Annotated in this window: 17 protein-coding genes; 8 read left to right on the forward strand and 9 right to left on the reverse strand. The window is 68.2% G+C overall.

Annotated elements, in window-relative coordinates:
- Positions 1-50: 50 nt before the first annotated feature.
- Together ACSU53_RS06285 and ACSU53_RS06290 are read right to left on the reverse strand one after the other, a co-directional pair.
- On the reverse strand, positions 51-1421 hold the full coding sequence (locus ACSU53_RS06285; protein WP_437025402.1) for a DUF6421 family protein: 1371 nt from the start codon (positions 1419-1421) through the stop codon (positions 51-53).
- Entirely contained in the window at positions 1418-1879 is a 462-nt protein-coding gene (locus ACSU53_RS06290) for a bacilysin biosynthesis protein BacA (RefSeq protein WP_437025404.1), read from the reverse strand. The genes ACSU53_RS06285 and ACSU53_RS06290 overlap by 4 nt, the downstream gene beginning before the upstream one ends.
- A 487-nt stretch (positions 1880-2366) precedes the next feature.
- Between ACSU53_RS06290 and ACSU53_RS06295 the strand changes: the two genes are divergently transcribed.
- The 5 genes from ACSU53_RS06295 to ACSU53_RS06315 all read left to right on the forward strand — a co-directional run bounded on the left by ACSU53_RS06295 (position 2367) and on the right by ACSU53_RS06315 (position 5838).
- Complete coding sequence (locus tag ACSU53_RS06295; protein ID WP_432058356.1) at positions 2367-2564, forward strand: DUF4236 domain-containing protein; 198 nt, start codon at positions 2367-2369, stop codon at positions 2562-2564.
- A gap of 64 nt (positions 2565-2628) precedes the next feature.
- Positions 2629-4158, forward strand: coding sequence for a helix-turn-helix domain-containing protein (locus ACSU53_RS06300; protein ID WP_437025405.1), 1530 nt, complete (start codon positions 2629-2631; stop codon positions 4156-4158).
- Positions 4159-4503: 345 nt separating this feature from the next.
- A complete protein-coding gene (locus ACSU53_RS06305; protein ID WP_399996657.1) occupies positions 4504-4896 on the forward strand; it encodes a hypothetical protein in 393 nt (130 codons plus the stop codon).
- A gap of 5 nt (positions 4897-4901) precedes the next feature.
- A complete protein-coding gene (locus tag ACSU53_RS06310) occupies positions 4902-5570 on the forward strand; it encodes a nucleotidyl transferase AbiEii/AbiGii toxin family protein (RefSeq protein ID WP_437025407.1) in 669 nt (222 codons plus the stop codon).
- A gap of 124 nt (positions 5571-5694) precedes the next feature.
- Positions 5695-5838 carry a hypothetical protein gene (locus ACSU53_RS06315; RefSeq protein WP_399996654.1) on the forward strand — a complete coding sequence of 48 codons (144 nt, stop codon included), beginning with the start codon at positions 5695-5697 and terminating at the stop codon, positions 5836-5838.
- A 74-nt stretch (positions 5839-5912) separates the two neighbouring features.
- Here the strand turns inward: ACSU53_RS06315 and ACSU53_RS06320 are convergent, their stop codons facing one another.
- The 7 genes from ACSU53_RS06320 to ACSU53_RS06350 all read right to left on the reverse strand — a co-directional run bounded on the left by ACSU53_RS06320 (position 5913) and on the right by ACSU53_RS06350 (position 23041).
- A complete protein-coding gene (locus ACSU53_RS06320) occupies positions 5913-7214 on the reverse strand; it encodes a hypothetical protein (protein ID WP_437025409.1) in 1302 nt (433 codons plus the stop codon).
- A 46-nt stretch (positions 7215-7260) separates the two neighbouring features.
- A protein-coding gene (locus ACSU53_RS06325; protein WP_355272912.1) for an IS5 family transposase occupies positions 7261-8090 on the reverse strand; the annotation gives its coding sequence in 2 pieces (ribosomal slippage) (positions 7261-7751 and positions 7751-8090; 831 coding nt in all).
- Between the two features lie 27 nt (positions 8091-8117).
- Positions 8118-8630: a UvrD-helicase domain-containing protein gene (locus tag ACSU53_RS06330; RefSeq protein ID WP_437025411.1), complete on the reverse strand. Its 513-nt coding sequence runs from the start codon at positions 8628-8630 to the stop codon at positions 8118-8120.
- Complete coding sequence (locus ACSU53_RS06335) at positions 8627-10789, reverse strand: ATP-dependent nuclease (protein ID WP_437025413.1); 2163 nt, start codon at positions 10787-10789, stop codon at positions 8627-8629. Before ACSU53_RS06335 ends, ACSU53_RS06330 begins: the two co-directional genes overlap by 4 nt.
- A gap of 1098 nt (positions 10790-11887) precedes the next feature.
- Positions 11888-12397, reverse strand: coding sequence for a DUF5958 family protein (locus ACSU53_RS06340; protein ID WP_437025415.1), 510 nt, complete (start codon positions 12395-12397; stop codon positions 11888-11890).
- Positions 12279-19265: a polymorphic toxin-type HINT domain-containing protein gene (locus ACSU53_RS06345; RefSeq protein ID WP_437025417.1), complete on the reverse strand. Its 6987-nt coding sequence runs from the start codon at positions 19263-19265 to the stop codon at positions 12279-12281. Before ACSU53_RS06345 ends, ACSU53_RS06340 begins: the two co-directional genes overlap by 119 nt.
- A 125-nt stretch (positions 19266-19390) precedes the next feature.
- Entirely contained in the window at positions 19391-23041 is a 3651-nt protein-coding gene (locus ACSU53_RS06350; protein WP_437025419.1) for a LamG domain-containing protein, read from the reverse strand.
- Positions 23042-23519: 478 nt separating this feature from the next.
- Here ACSU53_RS06350 and ACSU53_RS06355 point away from each other — a divergent pair, with 478 nt between their 5' ends.
- The 3 genes from ACSU53_RS06355 (at position 23520) to ACSU53_RS06365 (ending at position 25896) form a co-directional block, all read left to right on the forward strand.
- Complete coding sequence (locus ACSU53_RS06355) at positions 23520-23648, forward strand: hypothetical protein (protein WP_437025421.1); 129 nt, start codon at positions 23520-23522, stop codon at positions 23646-23648.
- A gap of 242 nt (positions 23649-23890) precedes the next feature.
- Positions 23891-24262 carry a hypothetical protein gene (locus ACSU53_RS06360; protein ID WP_437025423.1) on the forward strand — a complete coding sequence of 124 codons (372 nt, stop codon included), beginning with the start codon at positions 23891-23893 and terminating at the stop codon, positions 24260-24262.
- Positions 24259-25896, forward strand: a complete 1638-nt coding sequence (locus tag ACSU53_RS06365; protein WP_437025424.1) for a sodium:solute symporter family transporter — start codon at positions 24259-24261, stop codon at positions 25894-25896. Before ACSU53_RS06360 ends, ACSU53_RS06365 begins: the two co-directional genes overlap by 4 nt.
- The last annotated feature ends 149 nt before the right edge of the window (positions 25897-26045 follow it).

Consider the following 26045-nt stretch of genomic DNA (forward strand, 5'->3'; position numbering starts at 1 on the left):
GTTTCCGACGGGGCGTCCTCCCCGGCCGGCGGGCGGCCGGGGAGCGGCCCTCACCATTCCGCCCGCTCGAACTCCAGCGCGGGCACCCGGTCCAGCCCCTGCTTGGCGCGCAGCAGGACCCGCTGGTCCTCGGTGAACGTGTAACGCCGACGGGGGGTGCAGGCGGAGGTGACCGGCCCGGCCTTGACGGGCTCGGGAGCGGGCAGGTACCGGCGGACCAGTTCCCTGGCCGCCGCGCGGTACTCGTCGTCGGTGGTGACTTCCGCCTCCAGCGCCTCGACGGTGGCGACGAACGCGCGCAGTGCGTCGATCGCCTTGGCCCGGTCGAAGCGCAGCAGGCCGCCGTCGGCCGGGGACCCGGCCAGCGCACCGTGCTCGCGCAGCCAGGAGTAGAGGAGGACCCCGGTGCCCGAGTCGAAGTTGCGGGTGGCGTCGTCGGCCTGCGGATAGCGGAACACCCGCTCCAGCAAAATCATGTCGATCTGCTCGGCGGCGAACGGGACGACACCGCTGTCGGCACAGGCCAGTACGGTCTTGGCGTCGACCTTGATCTCCTCCAGCAGACCGACGAACCAGTTCATCTTCAGTGAGATGTGCTGGTCGAACGGCCACAGCCCCTGGTAGTGCATCGAGTCGTGCAGATAGCCCCAGATGGCGCGCGCCTCGAAGCACACGTCGGGGTCCAGGCCCGTGGACGCGCGCGGCAGCGACTCCGGAGTCAGGACCGCCGCCGCACCGGGCAGCGCGTACGTCTCGTGGATCTTCCGCATCTTGTTGTAGAAGAACATGGCGTACGGCTGCTCGGTGATCTTGTCGTGCGCGGCCACGTTCTCCGGGAAGAACACCAGACAGTTGCCCTGCCGGAAGCCCGCGCTGCCGGTGATCAGCAGCAGCGACTGGCAGTTGTTGCGGGGATGCGGATGCGCCTGGGCCAGCTCCGGCAGCGCGGCGGGCTCCTTGCGCAGGGCGAAGAAGCAGTCCAGCCGCTTGCCCACGGGCGGCGCGCTGTTGGTGCTCTGCAGCGGGGCGAGGAAGAAGACGGCGGAGCCGTCCTCGGGGACGGGCAGGGCGTCCCGCGAGCGGGCGAAGTGCGGCCGGGTCCCGAGGCCGGCCGCGAGCCAGTCGTCGACGTCGGCCGCCAGGGCGATGGCCTGCTCGTCCCGTCCGTGCCGCGTGTACCAGGCGCACGCCTCGTCACGGATCCGGCGGAGCAGGGCGTCGTCGTCCGCGGTCGCTCCGGACACGGTGCCGTCTCCCGCCTGCCGCTGCCGGAATCGGTCGACCTGCGGTATGAGGACCCTCATGAGTTCGTCGGCGTCGGCCAGCAGGTCCGCCGCAACCGGAGCGGTGGCGGTGGCGGTGGCGGTCACAGTGGCAGTCACGGTGGTGGTGGCAGCGGCGGTGGCGCTGGTGTCGGTCACAGGACCGCCCCCGCCGGGAGCAGCCGCTCGCCGTCGTCGGCGCCGACCGTCAGAACCTGATGGACGGTGAACACCATGGGGACGGCGCCGAAGTCCCGCACCACGCGCAGTCCGTGGTTCCGGGCCGCGACGACGGTGGTGATACAGCCCTCGACACGGCCTTCGGCGCACTCGATGGCCGCCCGGGAGTTGCTCAGGACCTCCCGGATCTCCGTACCGGCGGGCACCAGCCCCCTGGGCGCCGGGTGCGAGGCGACCGTGCCGGGCACGTCGGTCCCGCGGGTGGCGAGCACCATGTTGTGCGTCGGCATGATGAAGCTGTCGACCATGTGCAGGCGGTGCAGGTTGCCGAACACCAGGGTGTGTAACGCCGGATAGACGGCGCAGGCGACCAGCGCGTGCTCTCCGTCGTCGGGAACGGCGTCGAGCGCGGTCTCGATGGAGGAGTGCAGCTCCACCGTCCCTGGGATTCCGCGCCGTCGCAGCCATGCGTGGGACGCCGCTTCCAGATTCGTGCCGCGCGGGCCGAGTGTGTGCAGGTGGCGGACATGGTCCACCCCGCTCTTGGCAAGCCTCATGAGCTCCCCCGTCAGTATCGGTGCCGGGCACGCACGCACGACCGCATCAGGTGCCTGCCGCCCGTTGGTCTCGAACAGAAGAACATGCTCCAAAGGAGTGATCAAGCCATTACGGACAGGTCCTCGTGTCGGACGGCGTATGGCCCATGTCGCATGTCCCGTGTCGCATGCTCCGCGTCCCGGCTTCCGGGCTTCCCGACTTCCGGGCTTCCGGGCTTCCGGGCTTCCGGGCTCGACGGGACACCGGGCGCCCGGCGGTGACCGGCCGTGCGGAGGCCCGGAAGCACGACGGAAGCCATCAGGCCGCCTCCTCGGGGTATCCGATCCGGGAAGGCGCTCAACTCCCCCGACTTGAACGGAGGCAGGCATGCCGCTTACCTTTCGCAAGAGCTTTCGGATCCTTCCGGGGGTGCGGCTGAACATCAACAAGAAGTCCTGGTCCATCACCACGGGCAGCTCGAAGGGCCCGCGGTACACACGGAGCAGCACCGGACGTCGTACGACATCGATGGATTTGCCCGGACCTTTCGGGTGGCGTCGCACCAGCCGGACCAGGCGACACTGATGCCGCATCACCCGGATGGACCCCCCAGGAGGTGCCATCTCATATCTGAGATAGCCTCAACCTCATGGCAGACGACTACCTCGTACGCATCGGCAAGCTCATCCGCGACGCACGGCAACACCGTGGCTGGACGCAGGCGCAGCTGGCCGAGGCGCTCGGCACCAGCCAGAGCGCCGTCAACCGCATCGAGCGCGGCAACCAGAACATCAGCCTTGAGATGATCGCCCGGATCGGCGAAGCCCTCGACAGCGAGATCGTCTCCCTGGGCTACGCCGGTCCGATGCACCTGCGCGTGGTGGGCGGACGGCGCCTGTCGGGCGCCATCGACGTGAAGACGAGCAAGAACGCGTGCGTGGCCCTGCTGTGCGCCTCGCTGCTGAACAAGGGGCGCACGGTCCTGCGTCGCGTCGCCCGCATCGAGGAGGTCTACCGCCTCCTGGAGGTCCTGAACTCCATCGGCGTGCGCACCCGTTGGATCAACGACGGCGTCGACCTGGAGATCGTGCCGCCGGCCGCGCTGGACCTGGACGCCATCGACGCGGACGCCGCCCGCCGCACCCGCTCCATCATCATGTTCCTCGGCCCGCTGCTGCACCGCATGGACCGCTTCAAGCTGCCCTACGCGGGCGGCTGCGACCTCGGCACGCGCACCATCGAGCCGCACATGATCGCCCTGCGCCGCTTCGGCCTGGACGTCGCGGCCACCGAGGGCCAGTACCACGCGGTGGTGGACCGGTCCGTCCGCCCCGGCCGCCCGATCGTGCTGACCGAGCGCGGGGACACGGTCACCGAGAACGCGCTGCTCGCCGCTGCCCGGCACGACGGCGTCACCGTCATCCGCAACGCCTCCTCCAACTACATGGTCCAGGACCTCTGCTTCTTCCTGGAGGCCCTGGGCGTCAAGGTCGACGGCATCGGCACCACCACCCTGACCGTCCACGGCATGCCCACCATCGACGTCGACGTGGACTACTCCCCCTCCGAGGACCCGGTCGAGGCCATGAGCCTGGTGGCCGCCGCCGTCGTGACGGAGTCGGAACTCACCGTCCGCCGCGTCCCCATCGAGTTCCTGGAGATCGAGCTCGCGGTCCTGGAGGAGATGGGCCTCGACCACGACCGCAGCCCGGAGTACTTCGCCGACAACGGCCGTACCCGCCTGGTGGACCTCACCGTGCGCCCCTCCAAGCTGGAGGCGCCGATCGACAAGATCCACCCGATGCCGTTCCCCGGCCTGAACATCGACAACGTCCCGTTCTTCGCGGCCATCGCGGCGTCCGCCCAGGGCCAGACCCTCATCCACGACTGGGTCTACGACAACCGGGCCATCTACCTGACCGACCTCAACCGCCTCGGCGGCCGCCTCCAACTGCTCGACCCGCACCGCGTCCTGGTCGAGGGCCCCACCCGCTGGCGCGCCGCCGAGATGATGTGCCCGCCGGCCCTGCGCCCGGCCGTGGTCGTCCTGCTGGCGATGATGGCGGCGGACGGCACGTCGGTCCTGCGCAACGTCTACGTCATCAACCGGGGTTACGAGGACCTGGCGGAACGGCTGAACTCGATCGGGGCGCAGATCGAGATCTTCCGGGACATCTGAAAGTCCTCAGAAACAACACCGCTACACCCCTCCTGACCTGCGTGTACGCGAGCCAGGAGGGGGTCCTGCTTCGTCTGTGGGACTTCTCAGGGACTTGTGGGCCGGGCCGGGCCGGGAGACTGTATCGGCCTCAGGGGCTGGGGAACGGATTGCCCGGCACTCCACGCACTGCGTCCGGAAGACGTCGGCCTGAGCGCCTCATAGACGAGCACACGTCAGGGAGGGTTTCTCGACTCGCTGCCTTGCTGTCAGACTCAGACACCCTTCGCAAGCCCGTCCCGCTCACTGCGGACGCGAGCTCGCGCATCATGACCCTTACCGCTCCCCTGCGGTCATAATAGAAGCATGACCTCCAGCTCAAAGCGCCCCGTGCCCGCGCCGAGCGGCCTCTCGGACGCGGTCGCCGAAGATCTCGCGCTGTACCGGGAGAAATTCCGGCGGCGTCTGCCGGAGTCACTGGACGAGTTGCACGGCCCCACCCAGGGGATCGTGGAGCTACCGCTGCACATGGCCTGGTCTGGGATGACGTCGTACGACCTGGAAAAGCCTCGCCAGCGCATGGGCCTCTACCGCACTGTTCTGCATGAGGGCCTGCGCGACGACCTGCCCCGCTACCTCAACCAGGAACTGCTCCTCCAGCTGTGGCCGGTGCTGCGCACCCTCGTCGGCCGCAGCGTGCGCGCCGTATGGGAAGATGCTTTCCCCCAGCTCGCCTCCCACATCCGGGCAGCCGCGTGACGGACATGCCGGAGCTGCACACACGGCTCCTGGCAGATGTGATCGCGCTGGGTTCCCCGTATCCCCTGGTTCTCACCGGTGGGTACGCCGTGCGGGCGCACCGCCTCGTGACCCGCCCCAGCCAGGATCTTGATGTCGCCACCGAGAACCCGGCGCCCATGGCCGACATCGCCGCCACGCTCCGCGTCGGCCTGGAAGCCCGCGGCTGGAAGGTGCACGCGCTGGAAATTGCCCCGCTGTCCGCCCGCTTCACCGTGTCCGATCCGGCCACCGGGCAGGACTGCGAGGTCGACATCCTCAAGGAGATCTTCTGGCGGCCGGTCGCCCAGAGTCCGTACGGGCCCGTCCTCGCGGAGGAGGATGTGATCGGGACCAAGGTCCGTGCTCTCGCCGACCGTGGAGCGCCCCGCGACCTGATCGACGTGTTCGCAGCCTCGCGCCGCTGGACCACTGCCGAGCTCGAGGAGTTCGGCCGCCGCCACGCCCGCGGCCGCTTCGAGCGCGAGGATCTACAGTCGAATCTCACAGGCGCCGAGTGGACTGACGACGAAGCCTTCGCCGCTTACGGGCTCGATGACGCCACCATCACCGCTCTCCGCTCCTGGGCCGTGGAGTGGGCCGACGACCTCGCGGCCCGCCTCCTCGAAGAGGCCGATGATCCGGGCATCGAGTAATCACGTCCGAATCGGATCGCAACTGCAAGCAATCAGAGCAAGAGCCGAGGAATGATTAGGGGGCTTGCCCACGTCAAGCACGCCGGGCAGATCCGGGGCAGGTCACGGCGCCCGCCAGCCTCTCGTGCCACCGGCACCACCCGCCTCCGACCAGACCCGCCTGCTCTGCTTCAGCAGCGCCGCCTCCGCCCACGACCTGCACGGCATCGCGGACCGCAACCGGACCGTCCAACTGGTCGACCTGAACCGTCTCTACGAGGGCAAGTGACAGCACCCCACCCGGCCGACCGGTCACGTGGCACCCACCGCCGACCGGGCTGCTTCGGTTCCGGGGTGGGAGTATCAGCCTTCCCGCTCACCCCCCACCACTCTGTCCCCGTCGAATCGCAGCGACGTGATCCGCGACTCACCGACCCATTCCCGGATGGTGTCCAGTGCGGCAGGCTCGAGTTTCGTGGTGAAGAGGATGGCCAGGTGCTCTCTGGCTCGTGAGCACGCCACGTAGAACAGGTTGCGCGCTCGGATGAACGCTTCCAGATCCTTGTCCACCAGTTCGTCGCGCCGGGAGAAGTTGGCCAGCATCTCGGGGATCTGGAAGCGGGTGTGACCCTTGCTGACCACTGTGAGGACCCGGGTGAACTCCAGTCCCTTCACTCCGTGTTGTGTGGCGAAGGGTGTGCCACCGCCGAGGTGTTCGTTCAGCGCCAGCAGCTGCGCGTACGGAACGTCGCGCAGCTGCTGGTACTCCCTCGACCGGGCCGCCGCCCGGGCCTTGGCCTTGTCGTCACTCACAGCCTGCGGGTCGGCGGCGTTTGGTGACACGGTCTTCCGATGACGCTCGCGTACCTTCTCCAGGCCGTCGAAGAGCTGCTGCTCAAGACAGAGGTCGAGGACGTCGCCGACCGTGCCCGTCTCGCGGGTCTCCCCCAGCTTCTCCAGGAACGCCACCCATTCTTGCTTGTCGGCGGGCGAGTTGATGGGTGGGCGGCCACGTGGGTCGAGTGCGTCGAACATCGCGCCGTAGCGCTTGTGCCGGTGGTGGAGCAGGGCAGGTTCCAGCGTGTCCATGAAGAAGGCCATTGCATGGTCCTCCTTCTTCACGTAGGAATCGTTGCGCCGAAAGGCTCCGTGGAGCTTCTGGTAGCCCAGCTCGCCGGCGATCGTCTCGTGCGTGAGCATGAGGATCTTCGTGCTCGGCTCCTCCGCCCACGCCGGGTCATCGTGCCCGGATGTCCCGGTGCTCCACAACCGCTCGCGGGCATCGTTCAATACCCAGCTCCGGGCCGCGTGGGCCGCGCCCCAGTCGAGTTGGCCCTTCCGATGGTGAGTGAGTCTTGTCCCGGCCCACTCGTTGGTGTGATAGACGGCGACGGTGCCCTCGCCCGCTCCTGGCACCGTGGTCTGTGTCAGTTCGGGGCGCATCCTGTTCAGGAGGTTCACGACGGCGCGCTGCGAGCGGCGGTTGCGCCGTCTGAAGATCGGTGTCGGGCGCGCGTCCTCGAGTGCCCCGCACGCGTTCTCGTAGATCTGCTGCCAGTGGTCCCCGAAGAAGCCGCAGAGGGGGCCGCGCTCTGTGGTCTTCTCGCCCGGCGCGCCCAGCATGGCCTCCGCCAGGCCGGCGGGGGTGTCCTGGTACTCGTCCACGAAGATGATCGGGAACCGGTCGGCGGCTAGGAGTTGTCGTCAAATGTCACGCCCACATCAGCAGCGATGCGAGGGTGACGGCTGCTTGGTAGGACTCGGCGGTCTTGTCGTAGCGGGTGGCGATGCCACGCCATTGCTTGAGGCGGTTGAAGCACCGTTCGACGACGTTGCGCCGCTTGTAGACCTGCTTGTCGAAGGCCGGCGGACGTCCGCCCTGGCTGCCGCGCCGGATCCGGTTGCGAACCTGGTCGGACCGTTCCGGAATGGTGTGCCGGATGTTCCGTCGCCGCAGCCAGGTGCGTATGGCCTTGGAGCTGTAGCCCTTGTCGCCGATGACGTGGTCGGGTCGGACCCGGGGCCGTCCCGGACCCGGCCGGGGCACCCGAATCGCCTCCATCACGGCGGTGAACTGCGTGCAGTCGTTGGTGTTCCCGCCGGTGACGGTAAAGGCGAGCGGGCGGCCGACGCCATCGCAGGCCAGGTGGATCTTGCTGGTCAGACCGCCTCTGGACCGGCCGAGTCCCGGGGAGTGGAGCCCCCTTTTCGCGCTCCGGCCGCGTGCTGGTGGGCTCGGACGATCGTGGAGTCGACCGACACCAGCCACTCGATGTCCCCGGCCGCGTCAGCCCTGGCCTGGGCGGCCCGGAGCATCCGCTCGAAGGTGCCGTCCTTGGCCCACCGGCGGAAGCGGGTGTGCAGCGTCGCCCAGGAGCCATACCGCTCGGGCACGTCCCGCCAGGCCGTTCCGGTCCGGAACTTCCACACGATCCCGTTGAGGACCGTCCGGTCGTCCAGCCGTCTGCGGCCCCGCTCGGACCGGGGCAGCAGCGGCTGCACGAAGGCCCACTCGGCATCGGACAGTTCATGGCGACGTATCACCCGACCATGATCCCCGATCGAAGATCATTTGACGACAGACCCTAGGGCCCGGAACTTGGGAAGGGCGAAGAACGCCCCTGCGAGGACAGGCAGGTCGTTGTGCCCCAGCTGCACATGACGGGTGTCATGGTCCACTTTCTGGAAGCCGGTGCTGTACTCGACGGTGTAGCCGTCCAGCGAGGTGCGGCCCTCCATCTTCGACGGCATGATGTCCAGCTCGACGATGTGGCGCAGCAGGTGCTTACGGAAAGGGGAGAGCAGCTGCCACAGGAAGCCGTGGATGGTTTCGGCGAACACGTACGGGCTGCGGTCGGTGCGGCTGATGATCTCGTCGCGGGCCACATTGGTGTAGGTGACGCAGGCGACGCGTTGGTGGGGCCGCGGGAGGTAGCGGGCGCGGTCGGCCAGGATGCTCCGGAGTGCCTCGATCAGTGAGCTGGTCTTGCCCGCACCGGCGCCGGCCTCCACCTTGAAGTGCCGGCCTTCCCGGAGGGACGTCAGGATCGTGTGCGTGACGTTTTCCGCCTCGGTCGTCACTCGTCGTCCGCCTTTGTCGCCGTCCCGTCCTGTGCCATGAGCCACTCGAGGCCGCGCCTGATGTACTTCGGGACCTCCCAGTCGTGGTCCCCGAGAACGTGGTCGAGGGCGAAGTCGACCTTGCTGCGCCTGCTTTCCACGCTGCCACGGGCTTGTTCCTCCAGTTCCTGGGTGGGAGCGTCACCTGCGGAGATGCCGAACAGGGCCCGGTTGGTCAGCGCGAAGGCGTCCTCGAAGGTACGGCCGCACGGACCGCCGGGCTCCTCCGGCACCTGGTAGGCGAGGCACATGCTGCCGCCGGCGATCGGCGGGTCCGTCTCGGCCCGCTGCAGCAGCTCGGCCACCGTGATGTCCGCCGTCTCGGAGAACCACGCCTTGATGGACGGGTTGTGAGTATGTCCGGCCTCGGACACCAGACACTTGCCCCTCTTGGGCCCGCTCTTGTCGACGGGATCGAGGTCCGTGATGATCAGGGCCGGGATCCCGAGGACCTTCAGCAGCGGATAGAACCTGTGGGCATGCGCCCCGCCGACCTCCATCAGGGTCACGTACTGGTGCTGGGGCGTCTCTCCGGGCCTCCTCGCCGCCAGCTTCTCCTCCGCCGCCGGGACGAAGACTCGCTCGCTGGCGCCCTCGACAAGGATGGCCTTGTCCGCGAAGTAGAGGTCGGCCCGGGTGAGGGTCAGGTACTTGCGGAGGAACCTCTCGTCGCCGGTCACCTGGGACAGGTCCTTGATGACGGTGCGGGCCGCCCCCGGCTCGCCTCCGCTCTCCACGGCGTCCTCCTCCTTTCGGAAGTACCGGATGTCGGAGAAGCGCCCCTGGTTGGCCACGTGTGCCGAGTGGGTGGTCACCACGAACTGAGCGTTCCACCGGGGGCCGCTGTCGCCTGCGGTGCTGCTCTCTTCGACCGCTCCCGCCTGCCCGGGCATGCTCGCCCTCATCTGCGCTTCGATCCGAGGGAACAGACTGACGGAGTACGTGAGTCGCTGGATGAACGCCTCCTGCATCTGCGGATGCAGATGGGCCTCCGGTTCCTCCAGGAAGACGAGATGGATCCCCGACTCCAGAGACGTCGCCGTGTGGTCGCGGTAGCAGGTGAACAGCCTGAGCAGAATCATCACCAGGTTCCGCGTACCGAGGCCGTTGTACGACTCCGGGAACCGCACACCGGCCACTCCCGGATAGTGAATGCGCGCGAAGTTCCTGAGCAGCCTCTTGGAGTCCAGCCGGGCGGCCGTGACGAACTCCTGGTTACCCAAGCCTGGATAACCGAAGGCCTTCAACGTCGGCGCCACCCGTTCGCGGACCTTCTGGAGGCTGCTGTCGAGACTGCCGGAGGTGTCCACGAGCGTCCTGTCGATGCTCGCGGCGAGCTCCTCCAGCCACGTCGCGTTCTGGCTCTTCTCCGCCGCGGTCAGCAGTTGCTCGAAAACCGCTCCGATCGGCGCGGCATGCCCCTCGCCCTCGTCGTCCAGTCCTCGCTGCGCCTCGACGAAGTCCACCCTCACCAGGGTGCGCACGTCCGCGAGGTCGACCGGTCGGACGTTCGCCTCATCGGTCGGGTCGACCGCCGTCACCGACATCTCGAAGTGCTTCGGGATGTCTCTGCCCAGCCGCTCAAGCGTGGCGGTGGCATCCGGCTCCACAGGCACATTCCCGAAGAACTCCTTCAGGGCACCGTCCCCCAACGCGTAGGCGAACCTGATCACCACCTCGGAGCAGTCGGGGTCGAGGTCCACCACGAAGGGGGCCAGTGGCCCATACTGGCCGCAGTCCTTGTCGTAGGCGATGTGAAGGGTGAGGGTGACTGCCGGAGCCGTGTCGCGCGCCTGCTCCACCTCGCCCGCGGCGAAGAGGCGATGGGCAGCGAGGAACTCCTCGTAGCAGTCGGCGGAGAAGTCCTCCATGCGCAGCGCGGTCTTCTTCCTCGCCACGAAGAATTCGAACAGCTTCGCCAGCGAGGTCTTTCCCGTGTTGTTACGGCCGACGCACAGCGTCACCTCGTCGGTGAAGGAGAGCTCGGTTCTGCGAAGCAGCCGGAAGTTGCGGATGACCGCCTTGGTGAGCCGGGGCGGCACCGGGGCCACGGGGCCACGTGGTTCGGCGGAGCCGTCTCGCGGACCTGGGATGACAGGCGGTGCAGTGGTCTGGGTCATCGCGGCTCCTTGCTGCGCTCGTACACATCCTGGGACGTCTTGGGGGAACGCACAGCAAAAGGAGCCACAACCCCCATGAGATGCCGTCACCCCTCAGGATCCGGGGCCGCATCTTGTCACCATTAGTCTCTAAATGCACAACGGTCGCATTTGATTCAATTTCGGTTATCTGCCGATCTGAATTCGTCCTCAACCGTTCGACATGTGGCACCCATGCGGCACCCGCCGCCCCCAAAGCACCGGTCGCGTGAGGAGTGGCCGTACATGAGCGCACAGCGTGACCATGCCCAGCAGGGGCTTGCGCCAGAGGTGGCGTGGTGGTCTCCGAGTCAGGCCGGAGGCCGGCCTATGTCCAAGCCCGTCAAGTCCCTGAGGATCTTGTTCAGCGCTTCGACCTCCGGCATCCTCGAAAAGGCTGCGGGGAAGGTGGTCGAAGGCAAGAGGGCCGACGCCGTGCAGAACGTCGTCGTACGCCGATGCTACGGCGGCGCCTATCAGCAGGTCCGTCGCCTGATCAAGGCTCATGTGCTCCGCCGGCTACCGGTACTCACCTGGAACGCGGGAAACAGTCACCAGGTGTCCCGGTCCGGCTCGATGAACCTGATCGCTCTCTCACCCAGGAAATTGCGCCGTAGTGAGAGAGCGATCAGATGTCCTTCTCTCGCAGGTCGAGCAGGCGGGAAGCGCACATCAGGAAAACGGCGGGCGTCCGTGCGGACAGATGCATGGCGGCCGTGGCGGCTTCCCGCAGTGTCGAAAGGTCGGACCCTGGGACTTTTCTGGGACTTCCGGCCGCATCAACGGCACGATCGTGCAACAGCCGAAAGATTATTTCCCCAGGTCAGCGACCTGCTACGGTCCATCGCAGCAGGTCACGGCATTCGCCGGTCCCTTCCGGGACATCTGAGAGCACGTCAGGCGGCCACGCCGAGGAACCCCCTGACGAACTGCCTGCCGCAACGCTCGTCCGCTAACGTTGCCGTCAGACGCCCGAGAGCCCCCGCCGATTACCAACTCGGCGGGGGCTGCCAATGTGCGCCCAAGTGAACTCTGAAACCCTTGGCAATCTACCCCTCGGTGCGCCGGTGGCGTCGGCGCTTACGACAGGTTGTGCCAGGCGTGGCTACAAGCTCCTCGGCACTCCGTTTCTCTTCGTCGCGTGTCAGCTACTGCGAACATGGACAATAGTACGCGAAATGATTTCACGTACTCACCGGGAGGCAGATTTATAATCTTTCCCATCTGTTCGAAAATCGGTTCCCGCACAATCAGCACTGCCGGGGTCATGGTCGGCTTGACACCTGATCGCGGTAGCCCCTCACGCGCGTCGTTCACCGTTGCCTGGGCCTGCATGGCGTAACGAACAACCTCGTGCAGTACCGCCTTCTGCTGCGCCTGTTCCAACGAGGAGAACCAGGCCACAGCATTGTCCAGGGCGCGGAGCCCTTGAGCGACCTCGTTGATGACGCGCTCTGACGCTCTCAAGTCCTCACCTGCTCCGGGGCTCGAATACCACGTACGGCCTATTCCGATCCAGCTCTGCGTAGTCGGGGCGGTTCGAATTATAGCTTTGCCAGAAGTCTCGACCGCGCCCGCTCCCTTCACCATCACCCGTCCCTCTTGGCAGCGAATTCTTGACGCTGTGACGAGTTCTGGACGGGCCAGACAGGATGTAGTCCCAGTCTGACGTCGGGTTGGGGGTTCCGTTTGCGCGGCTTCCGACCACGATGATTGGCTGCCCCGCCTTGTCGGCGGCATTCTGAATTCGCTTGGCATCATTCGGGCTGATACCAGCTTCCGATGCCGTTCTCAGGCCAGGCCCACACCACCCGTTGGAGTTGTGAACGAGTACCGGCGTCCCGCCCGCCAGCACATAGTAGGTGTGGAGGTCGTCGACAGTGAGGTTGTACGTGCGAGCGTGCTGGGTGAAGGGCTTGTTGGCTGTGACGATGACCGTGTGGCCGTCGTCGGTGAGCAGGGTCATGCCCGAGGCGAGGTCGCCGGCTGCTATCCAGCTCTGCTGGGAGGGCGACCAGAACGGGTGCTCGTGTGTCGCCGTGAGCTCTTCCGTGCCGTCCTCGGTGACGAGGGAGAGCGTGTTGAAATGCTTGTCGTCCTCGGTACGGATGAGGCGAGTCACCTCGCGCGGGCCCAGCTCGCCGGTCAGTGGGTCGGCGGCCAGTACCTCGTCGCCCAGCTCCACGTCCTCGATGTTCTTCGTGGAGCCGTCCGCCATGAGAACGTCGGTTCCGGCGAGGAAGCATCTCTTGCACCCGATGCCGCGCATCTCCTTCCACGGCCCGCTCGCCGGAGGGTTGCCCTTGCCCCGGAGGCTGTACGGGCTTCCGCCCATGGTTCCGATCAGGGGGCCCACTGATTCCATGTACTCCGGCGAGAACTTGAGGTCCCAGACGAAGTAGCTGTGCAGCTCCTCAGAGCAGTCGATGTATTGCTCGCACACCGCCGCGCCGGCCAGTGCCATGAGCTCGCTGGTCGGCAGGTAGTTGTACATCCGGTCGTCCTGCAGATACGCGAGGGCTGTGGAGAACGCCTTCTCGAACTGATCGGGCTCGGGCCCAGGTGCGGCAAGGACTTCGAAGTAGGACGGCGGGGGCGGCGTGTAGGGCGACTTATGACGCACCTGTGAAGGGCCGTATCCGACGTCGTGATATCCGCCGATCGCGCCGCCGTACGGCTTCTTGCTGCCGGAATTCCCGGGGCTTCCGGGGTTGCCGCCGCTGACCGCGTTGTTGACTCCCGACGTCACGGGTGATGCGCAGGTGCTGGTGACATAGGTGGCGCCGCAGCCTTCTCGCAGGCCCGTCGGGTCCGAGGCCGTGGCGGGGTGCTGGTTGGCGTAGCTGTAGCCGTTGAGGGACTGCGGCTGGTCGAGGCTGAGGAGGGGGTCGACGCTGATGAACTGACCGATGGCCGGGTCGTACTCACGGGCGCCGATGTGGGTGAGTCCGGTGGTTCTGTCGTCGGTCTTGCCGAGGAATCCCTTGTCGTCGGGCCAGGGGGCACCGGTGGGCTCGCCCCGTTCGGCGCCGAAGGGGCTTGTGTAGCGCTTGCTGTGGGTCTGGGCGGCGTCGGCGTTGATGGCCAGGGACATCGTGCCGTGGCGGTCGCCGGCCAGGTAGGTGAGTCTGTTGCTGAGGTCTTCGTTGGAGCGGACGGCGATGGTCTGGCCACCGGCGGTGTAATGACGCTGGGCCCAGGTGGTGCCGTCGGCGCGCAGGTGGAGTTCGGTGGCGCCGGCGTACAGCACCCTCTCCCCTCCGGCGGTGTTGCGGATCAGGAGTTCGCCCGAGGCGTCGTAGAGGTATTCGGTGGCCTTGCCGCTCTCGGTGAGCTTGGCGAGCCTGCCCTCCTCGGACCACGCGAGGTCCTGGACCGCCGTGGCGCCGGGGCGCTTGACGGTGTTCCCGGTCGCGTCGGGGGTGTAGGTCTTCTCCGGGCCGGCGCAGTCGCCCTTGGTGGTGGTGCCGGTCAGGAAGTGTGGTTGATCGGTTCTGGTGTAGCAGTAGGTGGTCTTCGTGTCGCCGGCGGGCTCGTGCGTGGTTTCCGTGGTGCGCTGGCCCGCGTCGTTGTAGGTGTAGCTGTTCCAGTACGGAGCCGGGCCGGACAGGCTGCCGGTGCTGCGGGGGTCGGAGCACTTCTGGGAGCTGGGTGTCCAGGCTTCGATGAGCCGGCGGTGGCCGTCGTAGGCGAAGCACTGGGTCTCGGCGCTACTGGTGCCGCCCAGTGTGGTGGGGTCGGCGATGGAGGTGACATTGCCGGCCTCGTCGTAGCCGTAGTTGAGGTCCTGCAGCATGTAGCCGTGGGTGTCGTCCGTGACGAAGCTGCGGATCAGACGGTCGGTGCCCTGCTCGTAGCGGTTGTTGAGGTAGGACTTCTTGTGGTCGGCCGTGTTGGCGGTGCCCAGGGTGAGCTGGGTGGGCTGCCCGATCGCCGAGTAGTCGGCGTTCAGGAGGTATCCGGTGGAACCGCCGACCGAGGTGACCTGCCCGAGCTTGTTGTAGCCGTAGTCGACGATCTCGGAGGGCAGGCCTCCCAGAGCCGGTTCCTTGGTGTGCTTGAGGGTGCCGTCGAGGTTGTAGGCGGTCTCGAACTCCAGCGTCGCCGGCGCACCGGCCTTCACGAACGGATCGTCAGCGGGGAGACGCAGGGTGCTGACCACCGGGCGGGACAACGTGTCGTACTCGGTGACCGTGTCGGTGTACGCCCGGCCGTTCTTCCCGCCCACGTAACGGGTGCTGCTGTCCGGCATCCCCTTGAGCAGGGAGTCGTAGCTGGTGGCGGTGAGCTGGTTGGCGTCGCTCCTGGACCCGGTCCAGGTCCCGGTCGAACGGCCGAGGACGTCGTAGGCGGTCAGGATCGCCTTGCCGCGGGAGTCGGTGGACCTGACGGCCCGGTCGAGCGCGTCGTACTCGGTGGTGCTCTTGCCCCGGTCGGGGTCGGTCGCCGTGATCTGCCGGCCGAACAGGTCGTAACCGTAGGACCACTTGGCGTCGTCCGGGCCGATGATGCGGGTCTGCAGCCCGTCCCGGGTGTAGTCGAACCTGGTGGACGCGTAGCTGGTGCCGGGGCCGTCGCCGTACTGGGGGTCGGCAGGGGTGGCACCGGCGTACTCACGGGTTTCGAGGGTGCGGCCCCGGATGTCGGTGATGGTGCGGGTGGCCGTGCCGCCGTCCAGGGCCGTGGTGGCGGTGGAGTCACCGGTGTAGGTGGTGGTGGTGGACCACTTCTCGACGCCGAAGACGTGCAGGGTGGTCCTGGTGGCCCGGCCGGCCCCGTCGAAGACCGTTCCGGTCTGTTTGGGTGCCTCGCCGTACTCGGCACGGGTGTAGGTGCCGTTGGGGCTGCTGGTGGTGTCGAAGATGTCCGCGTAGGACTCGTAGGGGAGGCCGCGGGTGTCGTAGCGGGTGTCGGTCAGCAGACGGCCGCCCTGGGGTGTCGGCGACTGGGTCTGCAGGGGGCGCAGCAGCGCGTCGAAGATGGCGTAGTTGGTGGTGTAGGTCTCGCCGTCCCTCCTCAGGGTGGAGGAGGACACCCAGGACTGCTTCTTGTTGTCCATGTGGTAGGCGAACTTCGAGCTGGGGCTCTGGCTGGCGCTCGAGCGGTTGGGGAGCCACACGGACGTGAGCCGGCCGACGGCGTCGTAGGCGAGTTCGGTCTTCTTCAGGTTCGCGTCGTACAGACGCAACGGCTGGCCCCGGCGGGGGTCGAGGAAGCTGGTGGCTTTGTGACCCAGTGGGTTGGTGCTGATGGTCTTGGTGAGTGGCCCGGCGGCGGCCGGGGTGTAGGCGGTGGTGATGGCCTGGCCGTCCGTGTCGCTCACCTTGGTGGGGCGGCCGAGCGCGTCGAAGTCCGTGACCGCGCTGCTGGTCATCGTCTGCCAGCTCGGGCTGCCGGAGGCGTAGCTCTTGGCACGGCCGGTCCAGGTGACCAGGCCCTTGGCCGGCTTCATCGACTCCGACCACGTGCTCGCGCCGTCATAGCCGACCGCTGAGTCGGCGAGGACGTCACCGCGGCGCTTGTCGTCGGCGGGCAGGTCGAGTGCGGTGTCGGCGACGGAGCATTCCCTGCCGACGGTCCGGGTGCGCGAGACCAGGCTGTTGATGCCGGCGTCCGCGTTGCGGGCGTACCAGGTACGGGTGCAGGTCTCGTCGCCTCCCAGCCCCTTCTGTCCGTAGTCGTCGACCTCCCTGACCATGCCCAGGTCGTCGTAACGGTTGGTGACGACGTGGGTGCGCCAGGACTTCGACGCGGTCAGGTAGGTGCTCGCGTACGAGGTGTTGGGCCGCGTCCAGCGTGCGACGTGAGCGGCCGCGCCGGGCACCGTCTGCGTGGCGGTGGTCCTGGACGTGTAGTTGGTGTACGACGCCGAGACGGTCCGGCTGCCGTTGTAGGCGACCTTCTGCAGCAACTGGCCCGCGTACTGGTCGCTGTCGGTCACGGCGGGGAAGGTGACGTCGGTGTCCATCAGCGGCTCGACACTGACGGTCCTGGTGGTGCCGTCCTTCTTCCTGTCGCCGTGCATGCCCTGCAGGTAGCGCGAGACCGTCTTGGAACGAGTGGTGTCCAGCGCACCGGCGTACACGGTGACATCACGGTATCCACGCCACTGGGACCAGGTCCGCTCGTCCTTCGGCGTGAACGGATCGTCGGCGTAGCGCCATGCGGCGCCCGAGTAGTCGTAGGCGTTCTCGACCGTCTCGTTCTGCCCGGTCGGGTCGGCGACACCGACCGCGAGTACGCGGTATTTGTGGAACCAGTCCACCGACGCTTCCGTGGCACCGTTGATGTTCCAGAACTGCGGGTAGCAGGATCGGGTGTTGGAGTCCTGTGCGGCGCCGAGCACCTCGCTGCGCCTGCACTCCGGCGCCGACAGCGTCACGGTCGTGATGGCCCCCGTCTCCGAGGTGATCGTCGCGATGCGATGGCGCTTGAGCGGCAGGATGTCGTCCGTGCCGTCGACCCGGTTGGGGCGCAGCTGGTAGGTGAACACCACCGGGTCGACGTCGATCGCGGTGCCGGCCTTGCCCGTGCGCTTGATCGACTTGAGGACCAGGACGTGGTCGGTGGTGTCCCCGATGTCGCCGGCGTCCTGGTACTCCTGGGTCAGCGCCCACGAGTCGACCGGGTCGTACGTGCGGGCCGAGGCGTTCCAGGAGTAGGTGTGGATCCCGGTGAGCCGCTTACGGGAGAAGAAGGTCGGTCCTGCGGCATTGCAGTCGGTGTCGCCACTGGTGCAGAGGCTGTCGAAGGGGACGTCGGGCCAGTGCTTGGCCGTGTCCTCGGTCAGTTCCGAGCAGTCCGAGACGGTGCAGCGTTCGGTGTGGGAGAAGGTCACCTTCCCATCGGCGTCATCGGTGAACAGCGCGCCCTTGCGCAGCCCGTACTTGATCTCCTTCAGATAACCACCGCGTGTGTAGGAGGCGTTGGCGGTGGCGGCCTTGTTCTTCGGGTAGTGGTTGGATTCCTTCGCGTACCAGTAGGTCGAGGCGTTGCCCCGGGTGTCCTCGACGTAGTCGAGGTTCCACCGCCATGCCTGGGTCAGTGACCGGTCGGCGAAGGTGCTGCCCTTGTCGTAGCCGGGTTCGCCGGAGTCGTCGCCGAAGACCGGTGTCGTCCAGGTGGAGTTGGTGCGCTGGTCAGCGGATCCGTCCAGTTTGTTCAGGCCGAACACGTACTTCGTACCGTCTCCGGTGATGACGGTCCAGTACTCGCCGTTGTCGTCCCCGTTGTCCGCGCCGCTCGAGCGCTTCACCGTGGAGGCGTCGTCGTTCTCCAGGCGGTGGGTACCGGTGGTGTTGTCCTTGATGATGCGACTGGACTGGCCGTTCAGGACCAGGAGGGCGTTGTCGTACTTCCAGCAGCGGTCGAAGACCTTGTCGTGGCCGTCGTCGTCGCAGCTGCCGTAGGTGCGCTCGATGTAGGACTCGGTGAGGGTGAACCCTTCCCCGACCGTGGTTCCCTGGTTGTTCGTGGAGGCGGTGCGTCCGTCGATGCTGCCCGAGTCGTACGACAGGCTCAGGCTCGGTGTGGGACCGGCCGCGGCCGGTGGCACGGTGAGGCCGTAGTTCCAGGTGAACGAGCCCGAACTGCCGCCCGCCGCCCACGACGACGACGCGGCGAGTCCGGTCGCGGAGTAGTCACCGGTCCCGTTGGGCGACTCCCCCGCCCCTGCCGCCATCGCGGTCACCGCGAACACGGTGGCGCCGGCGGGTCCGCTCGCCGAGGCAAGCTGCGTGCTCGTACCCGACGTGGTCTCGGCAAGCCGGACCTGGGCAGAGACGGTCTGCTGCGTGGGGTCGTTCGTCGAGGCGAGCGGGGTCTGCTCGCGGCACTCGGCCTTGTGCGGGGTCGTGAGCGCGCAGGCCGGGAGCTGCACCAGGCGCAGGCGTTCCGACCAGCCACCACCGATCATGGAGCCGAAGGTGCGGTAGTCGACGCTGACTTGCGCCGTCCCGGCGGTGCCGGCGCCGGCGGTGAAGAGCACGCCGGTGATCCCGGTCCTGCGGGCGGCCTTCTGGTCGAGGACCGTGAAGTCAACGGGCCCCGCGGCCGCCGCGTTGCTCCGGGTCTTCACCGGCTGTGCGGTGACGGGAACTCCCGCGAGGTCCACCTCGGCCGCCTTGTCGGCGGAGAGTGTCGTGGAGGCCGTGTCGGGCTCGGGCCAGGCGGTTGTCTGTTCCTGCCTGGCCTTGCGTGCTCGCTGTTCTCCGGCCTTCTTGGTTTCGGAGACCCTGTCACGTGCCTTCTTCGCACCCAGGCTCTTGACTTCGTCGACCTTGCTCACGCGGGGTTCGGGCACCGCGGGGCGCCCCAGGCCCTGCTCGCCGGCCGTCGCGACCGGCAGTTGACCGACCGGGGCCAGCAGCGCCAGGGCCACCGCGGGTACGACAAGGCGCCGCCCCCACCGCCGAGCACCACCCGCACCTCTCTTTGAGGTGCCTATGCCAAATGTCATGAGTTTCGTACCCACCCGGTTCACGAGAGCTGGAAGAACAATCAAGCTGGGGCAGCGGCCGCGCTATGCGGCCGCGCGGTGGTCGGGCAGCCGCCATGACCGGCTGCCCGACCGTCCACTGCGGGTCAGTCGCCCACCGCGGCCTCGACCTGCTCGGCGCTGGCCATCGCGCCGACCCACAGGCGCACCTCGGAGATCCGAGCGGGCAGGAAGTGCTTCCAGCCCCCGCTCGCATACGCCTTGCCGAGAGCGAACTCGCCACTGCCGATCTGTGCCGTGTACGCCGTGGCATCGCCGTTCTGGCTGTAGCCGACGTAGAGACTGATCGTGCCGGCCACCGAATCGTGGACGCCCGTCAGCCGTGCGACACTGTCCACGCTCGCGGTCTCCTCGGAGGTGACGGAGGAGAACGTGCCGTCGGACTCGAGACGGCCGAAGTGCCACTTGCCCTCCGGCACTGTGATCTCCTCCATGGTGTCCTCGTCCATCACGGTCTTCTTGCCCGTGAGCTCGAACCACAGGCCCCATGCGGAGCCGTCCGCGGTGCGCTGGCCCGTGATCTGCCCGATGTAACCGACGTCCTTGGTCAGCAGCTTCGCTCCGTCGAGGGTCGCACCGGTGGTCACCGTGAAGGAACCGCTGCCGTCCACCACGGGGCCTGCGGCCGTGGCGGCGTCGTCGACACCGTCCAGGACGATCTCGTCGTCGGTGACCGAAGCGCCTCCGGCCAGCGTGAGGCTCTTCCCGTAGGAGGAGACGGTGTCCTTGACCGTGGTGCCGTCGACGCCGCGGGTGGGGTTCCAGTCCGCGATCAGTTCCACGCCGGCGAACTGTTCCGAAACCAGCACTCTGGCGTCATCGGCGATCTCCTCCGGTGTGAGCGTGCGCTGCCAGACCGTGACCTCGTCCACCACGCCGTCGAAGTGGTCGACGTAGTTGCCACTCCACTTCGCCCTGCCGATCTGCAGGCCGCCCGTGGCCGACCACGGTGCGCCGGCGTCCACCTCGGACTGGAACACTCCGTTGACGTAGAGGCGGACCTTGTTGGCGTCGGCGTCGAAGCTCGCCGTCACATGCGTCCAGACACCGGTGGGGCTGGTCTGCTTGGCACGTGCCTTGTTCCAGGTGTAGGAGCCGTCCTTCACGGTCAGCACCCGCAGGCTCCAGTCCTTGATCCCGTCCGCGCCGTAGGAGACGTAGAACGGGCTGATGTTGCCGCCGTCCTGGCTCAGTACGGTACGGGTTCCCTTCGCCCCCGGTGTCACCCGTGCCCACGCGGAGATGGTGTACGAGGACCGGGTCTCCACCACAGGGTCGCTGGTCGCCGCATGACCGCCGGCACCGTCCAGCATCAGGCCCCTGTCGTCGGCCGGAGCCTCCAGCGGCTGCCCCTGCGCGTCATGCGTGATCAGACCGCGCCGCCCGTAGTTGGGCCGGCTCGCACCAGCACTCAGGACAGCGTCGTCCTTGCCGTCCTCGGTGGCTGCGTCGACCGCGACGCCCTCGGTCTCGTCGAAGTGATACCGCGCGATCGGCCCCGCCCCGGCGGCGACCAGGAAGTCGACCGCGGTCCAGGCTCCGTAACGGCCGACGCCGTCCTTCGCCCGGGCCCACAGCGTGTACGTTCCCGTCTGCGGAGGAGTCAACTGCACCGTCGCGGACGACCCGTTGGCCGTCGGCCACGTCGTCATGCCCGACAACGTGTACTGATACGAGACGACGCCGGTGTCCCCCGAGGCGGGTCTGAAGGTGAAGGTGCCCTTCACCCCCGGGCCACCGCCGGCCACGCAGGCGTTGGCCGTGCACTTGGTGTAGGGACTGCCCACGGTGATCTGCGGAGCCTTGGGCGCGCTCGAGTCGATCACGAAATAGCACGGGCTGGTGTAGCCGGTGTTCTGCCGATGGCCACCGTTCTCGTAATAGGAGAGGGTCAGGGCCTTCAGCCGGTACTTCACGCCCTCTTGGAGAGTGGGCAGGCTGCGCGTCTGCTTGACCAGATTCCCGACGTACCCGGTGGACGGGCCGTCCACATCGGTGTGGGCAACCGTCCACGCCGAGCCACTGTACTTTTCGGTGCGCCACCGTATGCGCAGGCTCGCTCCCTTCTCACCGCCGGCCGCAGTCCGGGGGCGCCCCTGCACCTGCGGGGTCGGGTCGGACACGATGCTGGGGTTGGCCGCGTCCGTGGAGCAGACGTAGCCGGAGCCGGAGACCATGCCCACCTGCGTGGGCGTGGCCGGCTTGGCCACGTACTTCACCTCCAGCACGGCGTCGTTCTTGAACCGCTTCCACGCCGAGGTGTCCGACTCGTCGTGCGCCCGGATCTCCAGCGTGAGCCGGGAGAACTTGCCCGCCGCGAAGTTCCTCACGGTCGGGGTGAGGTTCTCGTTCGTCTCCTCCGGGTTGTCGTTGAACTCGATCGCCGCATCCGGCAGTCCCGGGCTGCACAGGTCGCCCCGCCCCGCCGAGACATGCCGATCGCCCATCAGATCCAGCGCCTTGGGGCGCGAGGACCACGTGGTGGAGGAGGAGATGTTGTTGGTGCGGACCAGATCCACCCAGCGCGGGGCGCACTGGAACGCCCACGGTTCGGTGACCCGGAAGGTCGCGTCCAGGACGTGCTTGCCCTTGAGGCTCGCGGGCGAGAACTCGAAGTACAGCCTCTGCACGTACCCCGGACCGCAGTAGTAGCCGTTCCAGGTACCGCACTTGCCGGCGCCTTTGCCCATGCCGTCATCGCCGTTGCCCCAGCCGTAGGACTCGTAGCCGTCCGACCGCAGCAGCGTCCGTTCCGCCTCGCCCCAGGTCACCGACGGGTCGATGAAGAGCGGAAAGGCAGAAGGGTCCTTCTCGGCGAGCAGTGTGCTGTCCGGGGTGATCGACAGCGTTCCCTTGCCGACCTCCACATCCATCGTCGCCACCTGGTCACCCTGGCCCGGCTCCAGGCCGGAACCGGACGGGGCCGACTCAGCGGGGTCGGACGGGCCTGCGTCGGACGGTGCCGTCTCGTCCGCCGCCGCACGCGTCATGTGAAGCGCGGACGGCTGCGCGTGCGCCTGGCCCGCCGAGTTCCACATACGGGCGGGCGGTGCCTTGAACACCGTCTGGCCATTCGGGTCGACCGCGGCGAGGCTTCCCGATGCGCCTTCCCGGACCTCGAGCCCTTTCGTCTTCAGGCCGAAGGTGAGCTTTCTCAGCTTCTCGCCGGCCGCCGCCTCAGGGGTCTTGACCACCAGGACGTGCTGGAAGCTCTCCACCGTCGCGGTGACCTTCAGGTCCACATCGGGCAGCACCTCGGCATACACGGCGCTTGCACCGTCGAGCTGCGGCTCGGGCAGGCTGCCGGGCCAGCTCAGCTCCATCGAGCGGCCCTGGCTGGCGATCCGCGCCAGCGGATCCTTGCCGCCACCGCTGGAGAACACGATCTGCGGAGCCGCGGCCTTCGGAGCGATCGATCCGTCCGCGCGCTTCTCCAGCGTCGCATCCGGCTTCTCCCAGCCACCCCCGGGCCGGGAGACACGTACCGGAACCGACGACTCCTGCAAGGTGAAGGTGTGTCCGTCCGCATTGGCGAAGACCGTGGTGCGTTCGGAGCGCTGCTCCGTCACCTCGACCCGCCTGCCGGACTTCTGGGCCTCCGCGAGCGCCTTCTGCCCCGCCGACAGCTGTCCGGCGTCCGCCGTCGACACCGATGCCCGGGCTGCGGGCGTGTGCACCAATGCCGTCGCCAACAGCGCCAGAACAGACGCACCTATGACCGACACCCCGCGGTACATCCGTCTCCCGCGACGACTTTTGGGCATGACTGTGCCCCCCGCCCTAGAATCCACAGCCTCTACCCCAGAGTTTCAAAATTTGCACAAGTGGCGCAGAGTCAAAGCCGTTTCACTCCTTGGAGTCAAGCGCATGGCACACCCGGGGCCTCGCATCTCACGACCTCGACCAGACGAGTTCACGTACGTTTGTGCGGTTTGACGCCGCTCCCACCCGCACCCCAAGGGAAGCTCTGCGTCACCGGCCAGCCGGAGCCGGCAGACACGAACGTCCCACGAGCACGTTCCGCACTGTGGAAATTACGTCGCAAAGCCGGACCGAACCCGTGCGCAGCCAGGTGAGGCACGGCCTCCACTTCCGGTGAAGTGACGCTGCGCAACGTGCAGTTGCGCTCTGACCTTCACCTGCCGACCTGCGCACCGCAGTGTGATGTGTTTCACGGGGTGAGACCTGCGGAATGCGCGCTGGTGGGAGGCGCGCATGAGCGGACTCGACCGGTCCTCGCGCATCGGCAACCAGGTGGTGCGGCGTCGCGTTGTCCCCATTCTCCGGCCACCGGTGGACGGCCCGGACGCCCACCGGGCAGGCACGGTGGAGCGCTCGCCGTGACCGGCCACCGGTCCCCGGCGCGCGCGCTCACGACCGCAAGGTCTCGACCGCACCCGCTCCCCGTCGCACAGTGCCCGATCACCGTCCGGGCGGCTTCGGATTGGGCGGCGGAACAGAGTTGGGCCCGGCTGAGCCGTGGCCGCTCGGAGGTCTGGTTGACTCCGCGGTCAGTCACCCACCCCCCACATCCGTCCCGCGCCGCCGACTCGTGGTGTCGGGCCAACGTGAGTGGAGCCGCTCGGATGTCCTTCGGACCGCAGCCCCGGTACGGGTCGCCGCCGTACCCTGACGCACCCGCCGCCGACGCACGACCGCCCTCGCCGGAGGAGGCAGGGCCCGCCGGGCCCGGGGCGGAGGCGTCCGGCCCCGTCGGTGAGTCGGGGGCCCTGGGCGTCGGGTTGCGGGCCGGGGGGCGGGTCGCCGCCGTGTGGCTGGTGTTCGTGCTGGCCGGGGCGGTCCTGCCGGATCTGTACGGCGTCCGCGTCGCCGGGGCGCTGAGCCTGGGGGTGGTGCTGGGCGTGGTGCCGTTCGCCGTCGGGGTGCACGCGTTGGTGGTGTACGGGCGGCGGGTCGACGCGGCCGAGCGGCGGCCGGGTGCGCGGAGGTGGTCGTGAACGCGTTGCTCGACACCTCGTCGCGGTCCCTGGTGTTCGCCGTGGTCTCGGTGTTCGTCGTGGTCTGCCTGATGCTGTGCGTGATCACGGGGGCCGACGAGGACGACCGGGCGCTGGTGCGGTCCGACAGCCGCCGGCTGCGGTCCTGGCAGCAGGGCATCGCGATGGGCGGCGACACCACCACGGTGGCGACGGTCACCGTGCTGGTGGGCATGGTGGCCGTGTCCGGCTTCGACGGTCTCGGCGTGATGCTGGGCAGCCTGATCGGGGTCGTGCTGCTTCTCGTCCTGGTCGTGGAACCGCTGCGCCGACACTCTTCGGTGACGGCCGTCGACCTGCTGGACGCGCGGGGCAGCGGCGGGCCCGCCGTGCGGTTGTCGTGGGGCGCGGTGACCCTGCTGGTCTGTTTCCCGCTGCTCGTCGTGCAGTTGGTGGTGGTCGGCAACGTCACCGCCGCGCTGATAGGACAGCCCGGCATCCGGGCCGGCTGCATCGTGGTGTTCGGGTGCGTGATGACGGCGCTGGCCGTCAGCGGCGGCATCCGGGGAACCGGCGTGGTGATGATCGCCAAGTCGGTGATCGCCCTGCCCGTGCTGGTGATCGCCGCCCTGCTGGTGCTGCACCGGTTCGATGGGGACCCCGGGCGGCTGCTCGACGCGGCCGCGCACGGCTCGGGGCTGGGTGAGGCGTACCTGCGGCCCGGTGGCTACACCGGTGACGGGTGGGTGGGGGCCGTGAACCGGATCGGGCAGACCTTCGGGATGTCGATGGCGACCCTGGCGATGCCCGCCGTGCTGATGCGGGTGATCTCGACGAAGAGCCCGCGCGGTGCCCGTACGGCCGGGCGGTGGATGCTCGGCGAACTGACCCTACTGTACGCCGCGTTGGCCGTGGTGGGCGTGGGGGCGGCGGCGCTGGTCGGTGAGGTGCTGCGGGAGGCCGGTCCGGCGGCGCAGGTGTCCACGCCGTTGCTGCTGGGGCAGGTCCTCGACGGCGGTGGGGTGCTCGTCGCCGCCCTGGCCTGCGTCCTCTTCCTCACCGCGCTCGCGGCCGTGGTGGACGTGACGCTCGCCGCCGGGATCGCGCTGGGCCGGGACGTGCGGGGCGCGTACGGCGAACTGGCGGGGACCCGCCCGACGGGCCGGGCGGACGGTTCCGCTGCGCGGTGGGCCGCGGCAGCCACCGGCGTGGTCGCCACGCTCGCCTCGGTCGTCGCCGCCGACTGGAACCTGGTGGTCCTGTCCACCCTCTGGCTCGCCATCTGCGGCGCCGCCCTGGCTCCGGTGCTGCTGTACGCCTTGTACTGGCCGGGGTTCACCGCCCGCGGTGCGCTGTGGTGCCTGTGGGGTGCCGCGGCGGTGTGCGTCGCGGCGCTCGGGCTGTCGCCGTACACCTCCGGCACGCCCGAATCGCTGTTCCCCGGGCACGACTTCAGGGTCTGGGACGTGACGATTCCCGGCCTGGTGACGGTGCCGGCCGGGTTCCTGCTGGGCTGGCTGGGCAGCGTCACGGACCGGCGGCGGGCCGGGGATGGTTCGGCGGCCTCGGGTGGCAGGGCACGGGGAGCGGGGCGGGAGGATGCGGGAGTCCGGGCACCGGGCGCGGGGCGTGCCACGGAGACGCGCGCGGGCTGAGACCGAGGCTGCGGGCGGTTCCCTACCCGTCCCATCCCGTCCTGTCGTGTCCGTCCGGTCAGCCGGTGGGCGGCCCGCGACGAGGAGGGAGGGGCCGGCCCCGCGGCGCAGGGGCGAGGGGCGGGCCGGCCCCGCGGTGCAGGGGCGAG

The sequence above is a fragment of the Streptomyces sp. enrichment culture genome, from assembly GCF_964273255.1.
In the GTDB taxonomy this organism is placed as follows: Bacteria; Actinomycetota; Actinomycetes; order Streptomycetales; family Streptomycetaceae; genus Streptomyces.

Bases quoted from the DNA above. Each gene is read 5' to 3' on its own strand.
- ACSU53_RS06295 (WP_432058356.1), top strand. From the start codon at position 2,367: ATGCCGCTTACCTTTCGCAAGAGCTTTCGGATCCTTCCGGGGGTGCGG.
- ACSU53_RS06300 (WP_437025405.1), top strand. From the start codon at position 2,629: ATGGCAGACGACTACCTCGTACGCATCGGCAAGCTCATCCGCGACGCA.
- ACSU53_RS06305 (WP_399996657.1), top strand. From the start codon at position 4,504: ATGACCTCCAGCTCAAAGCGCCCCGTGCCCGCGCCGAGCGGCCTCTCG.
- ACSU53_RS06310 (WP_437025407.1), top strand. From the start codon at position 4,902: ATGCCGGAGCTGCACACACGGCTCCTGGCAGATGTGATCGCGCTGGGT.
- ACSU53_RS06335 (WP_437025413.1), bottom strand. From the start codon at position 10,789: ATGACCCAGACCACTGCACCGCCTGTCATCCCAGGTCCGCGAGACGGC.
- ACSU53_RS06340 (WP_437025415.1), bottom strand. From the start codon at position 12,397: ATGGTGAAGGGAGCGGGCGCGGTCGAGACTTCTGGCAAAGCTATAATT.
- ACSU53_RS06345 (WP_437025417.1), bottom strand. From the start codon at position 19,265: ATGACATTTGGCATAGGCACCTCAAAGAGAGGTGCGGGTGGTGCTCGG.
- ACSU53_RS06350 (WP_437025419.1), bottom strand. From the start codon at position 23,041: ATGTACCGCGGGGTGTCGGTCATAGGTGCGTCTGTTCTGGCGCTGTTG.
- ACSU53_RS06355 (WP_437025421.1), top strand. From the start codon at position 23,520: ATGAGCGGACTCGACCGGTCCTCGCGCATCGGCAACCAGGTGGTGCGG.
- ACSU53_RS06360 (WP_437025423.1), top strand. From the start codon at position 23,891: ATGTCCTTCGGACCGCAGCCCCGGTACGGGTCGCCGCCGTACCCTGAC.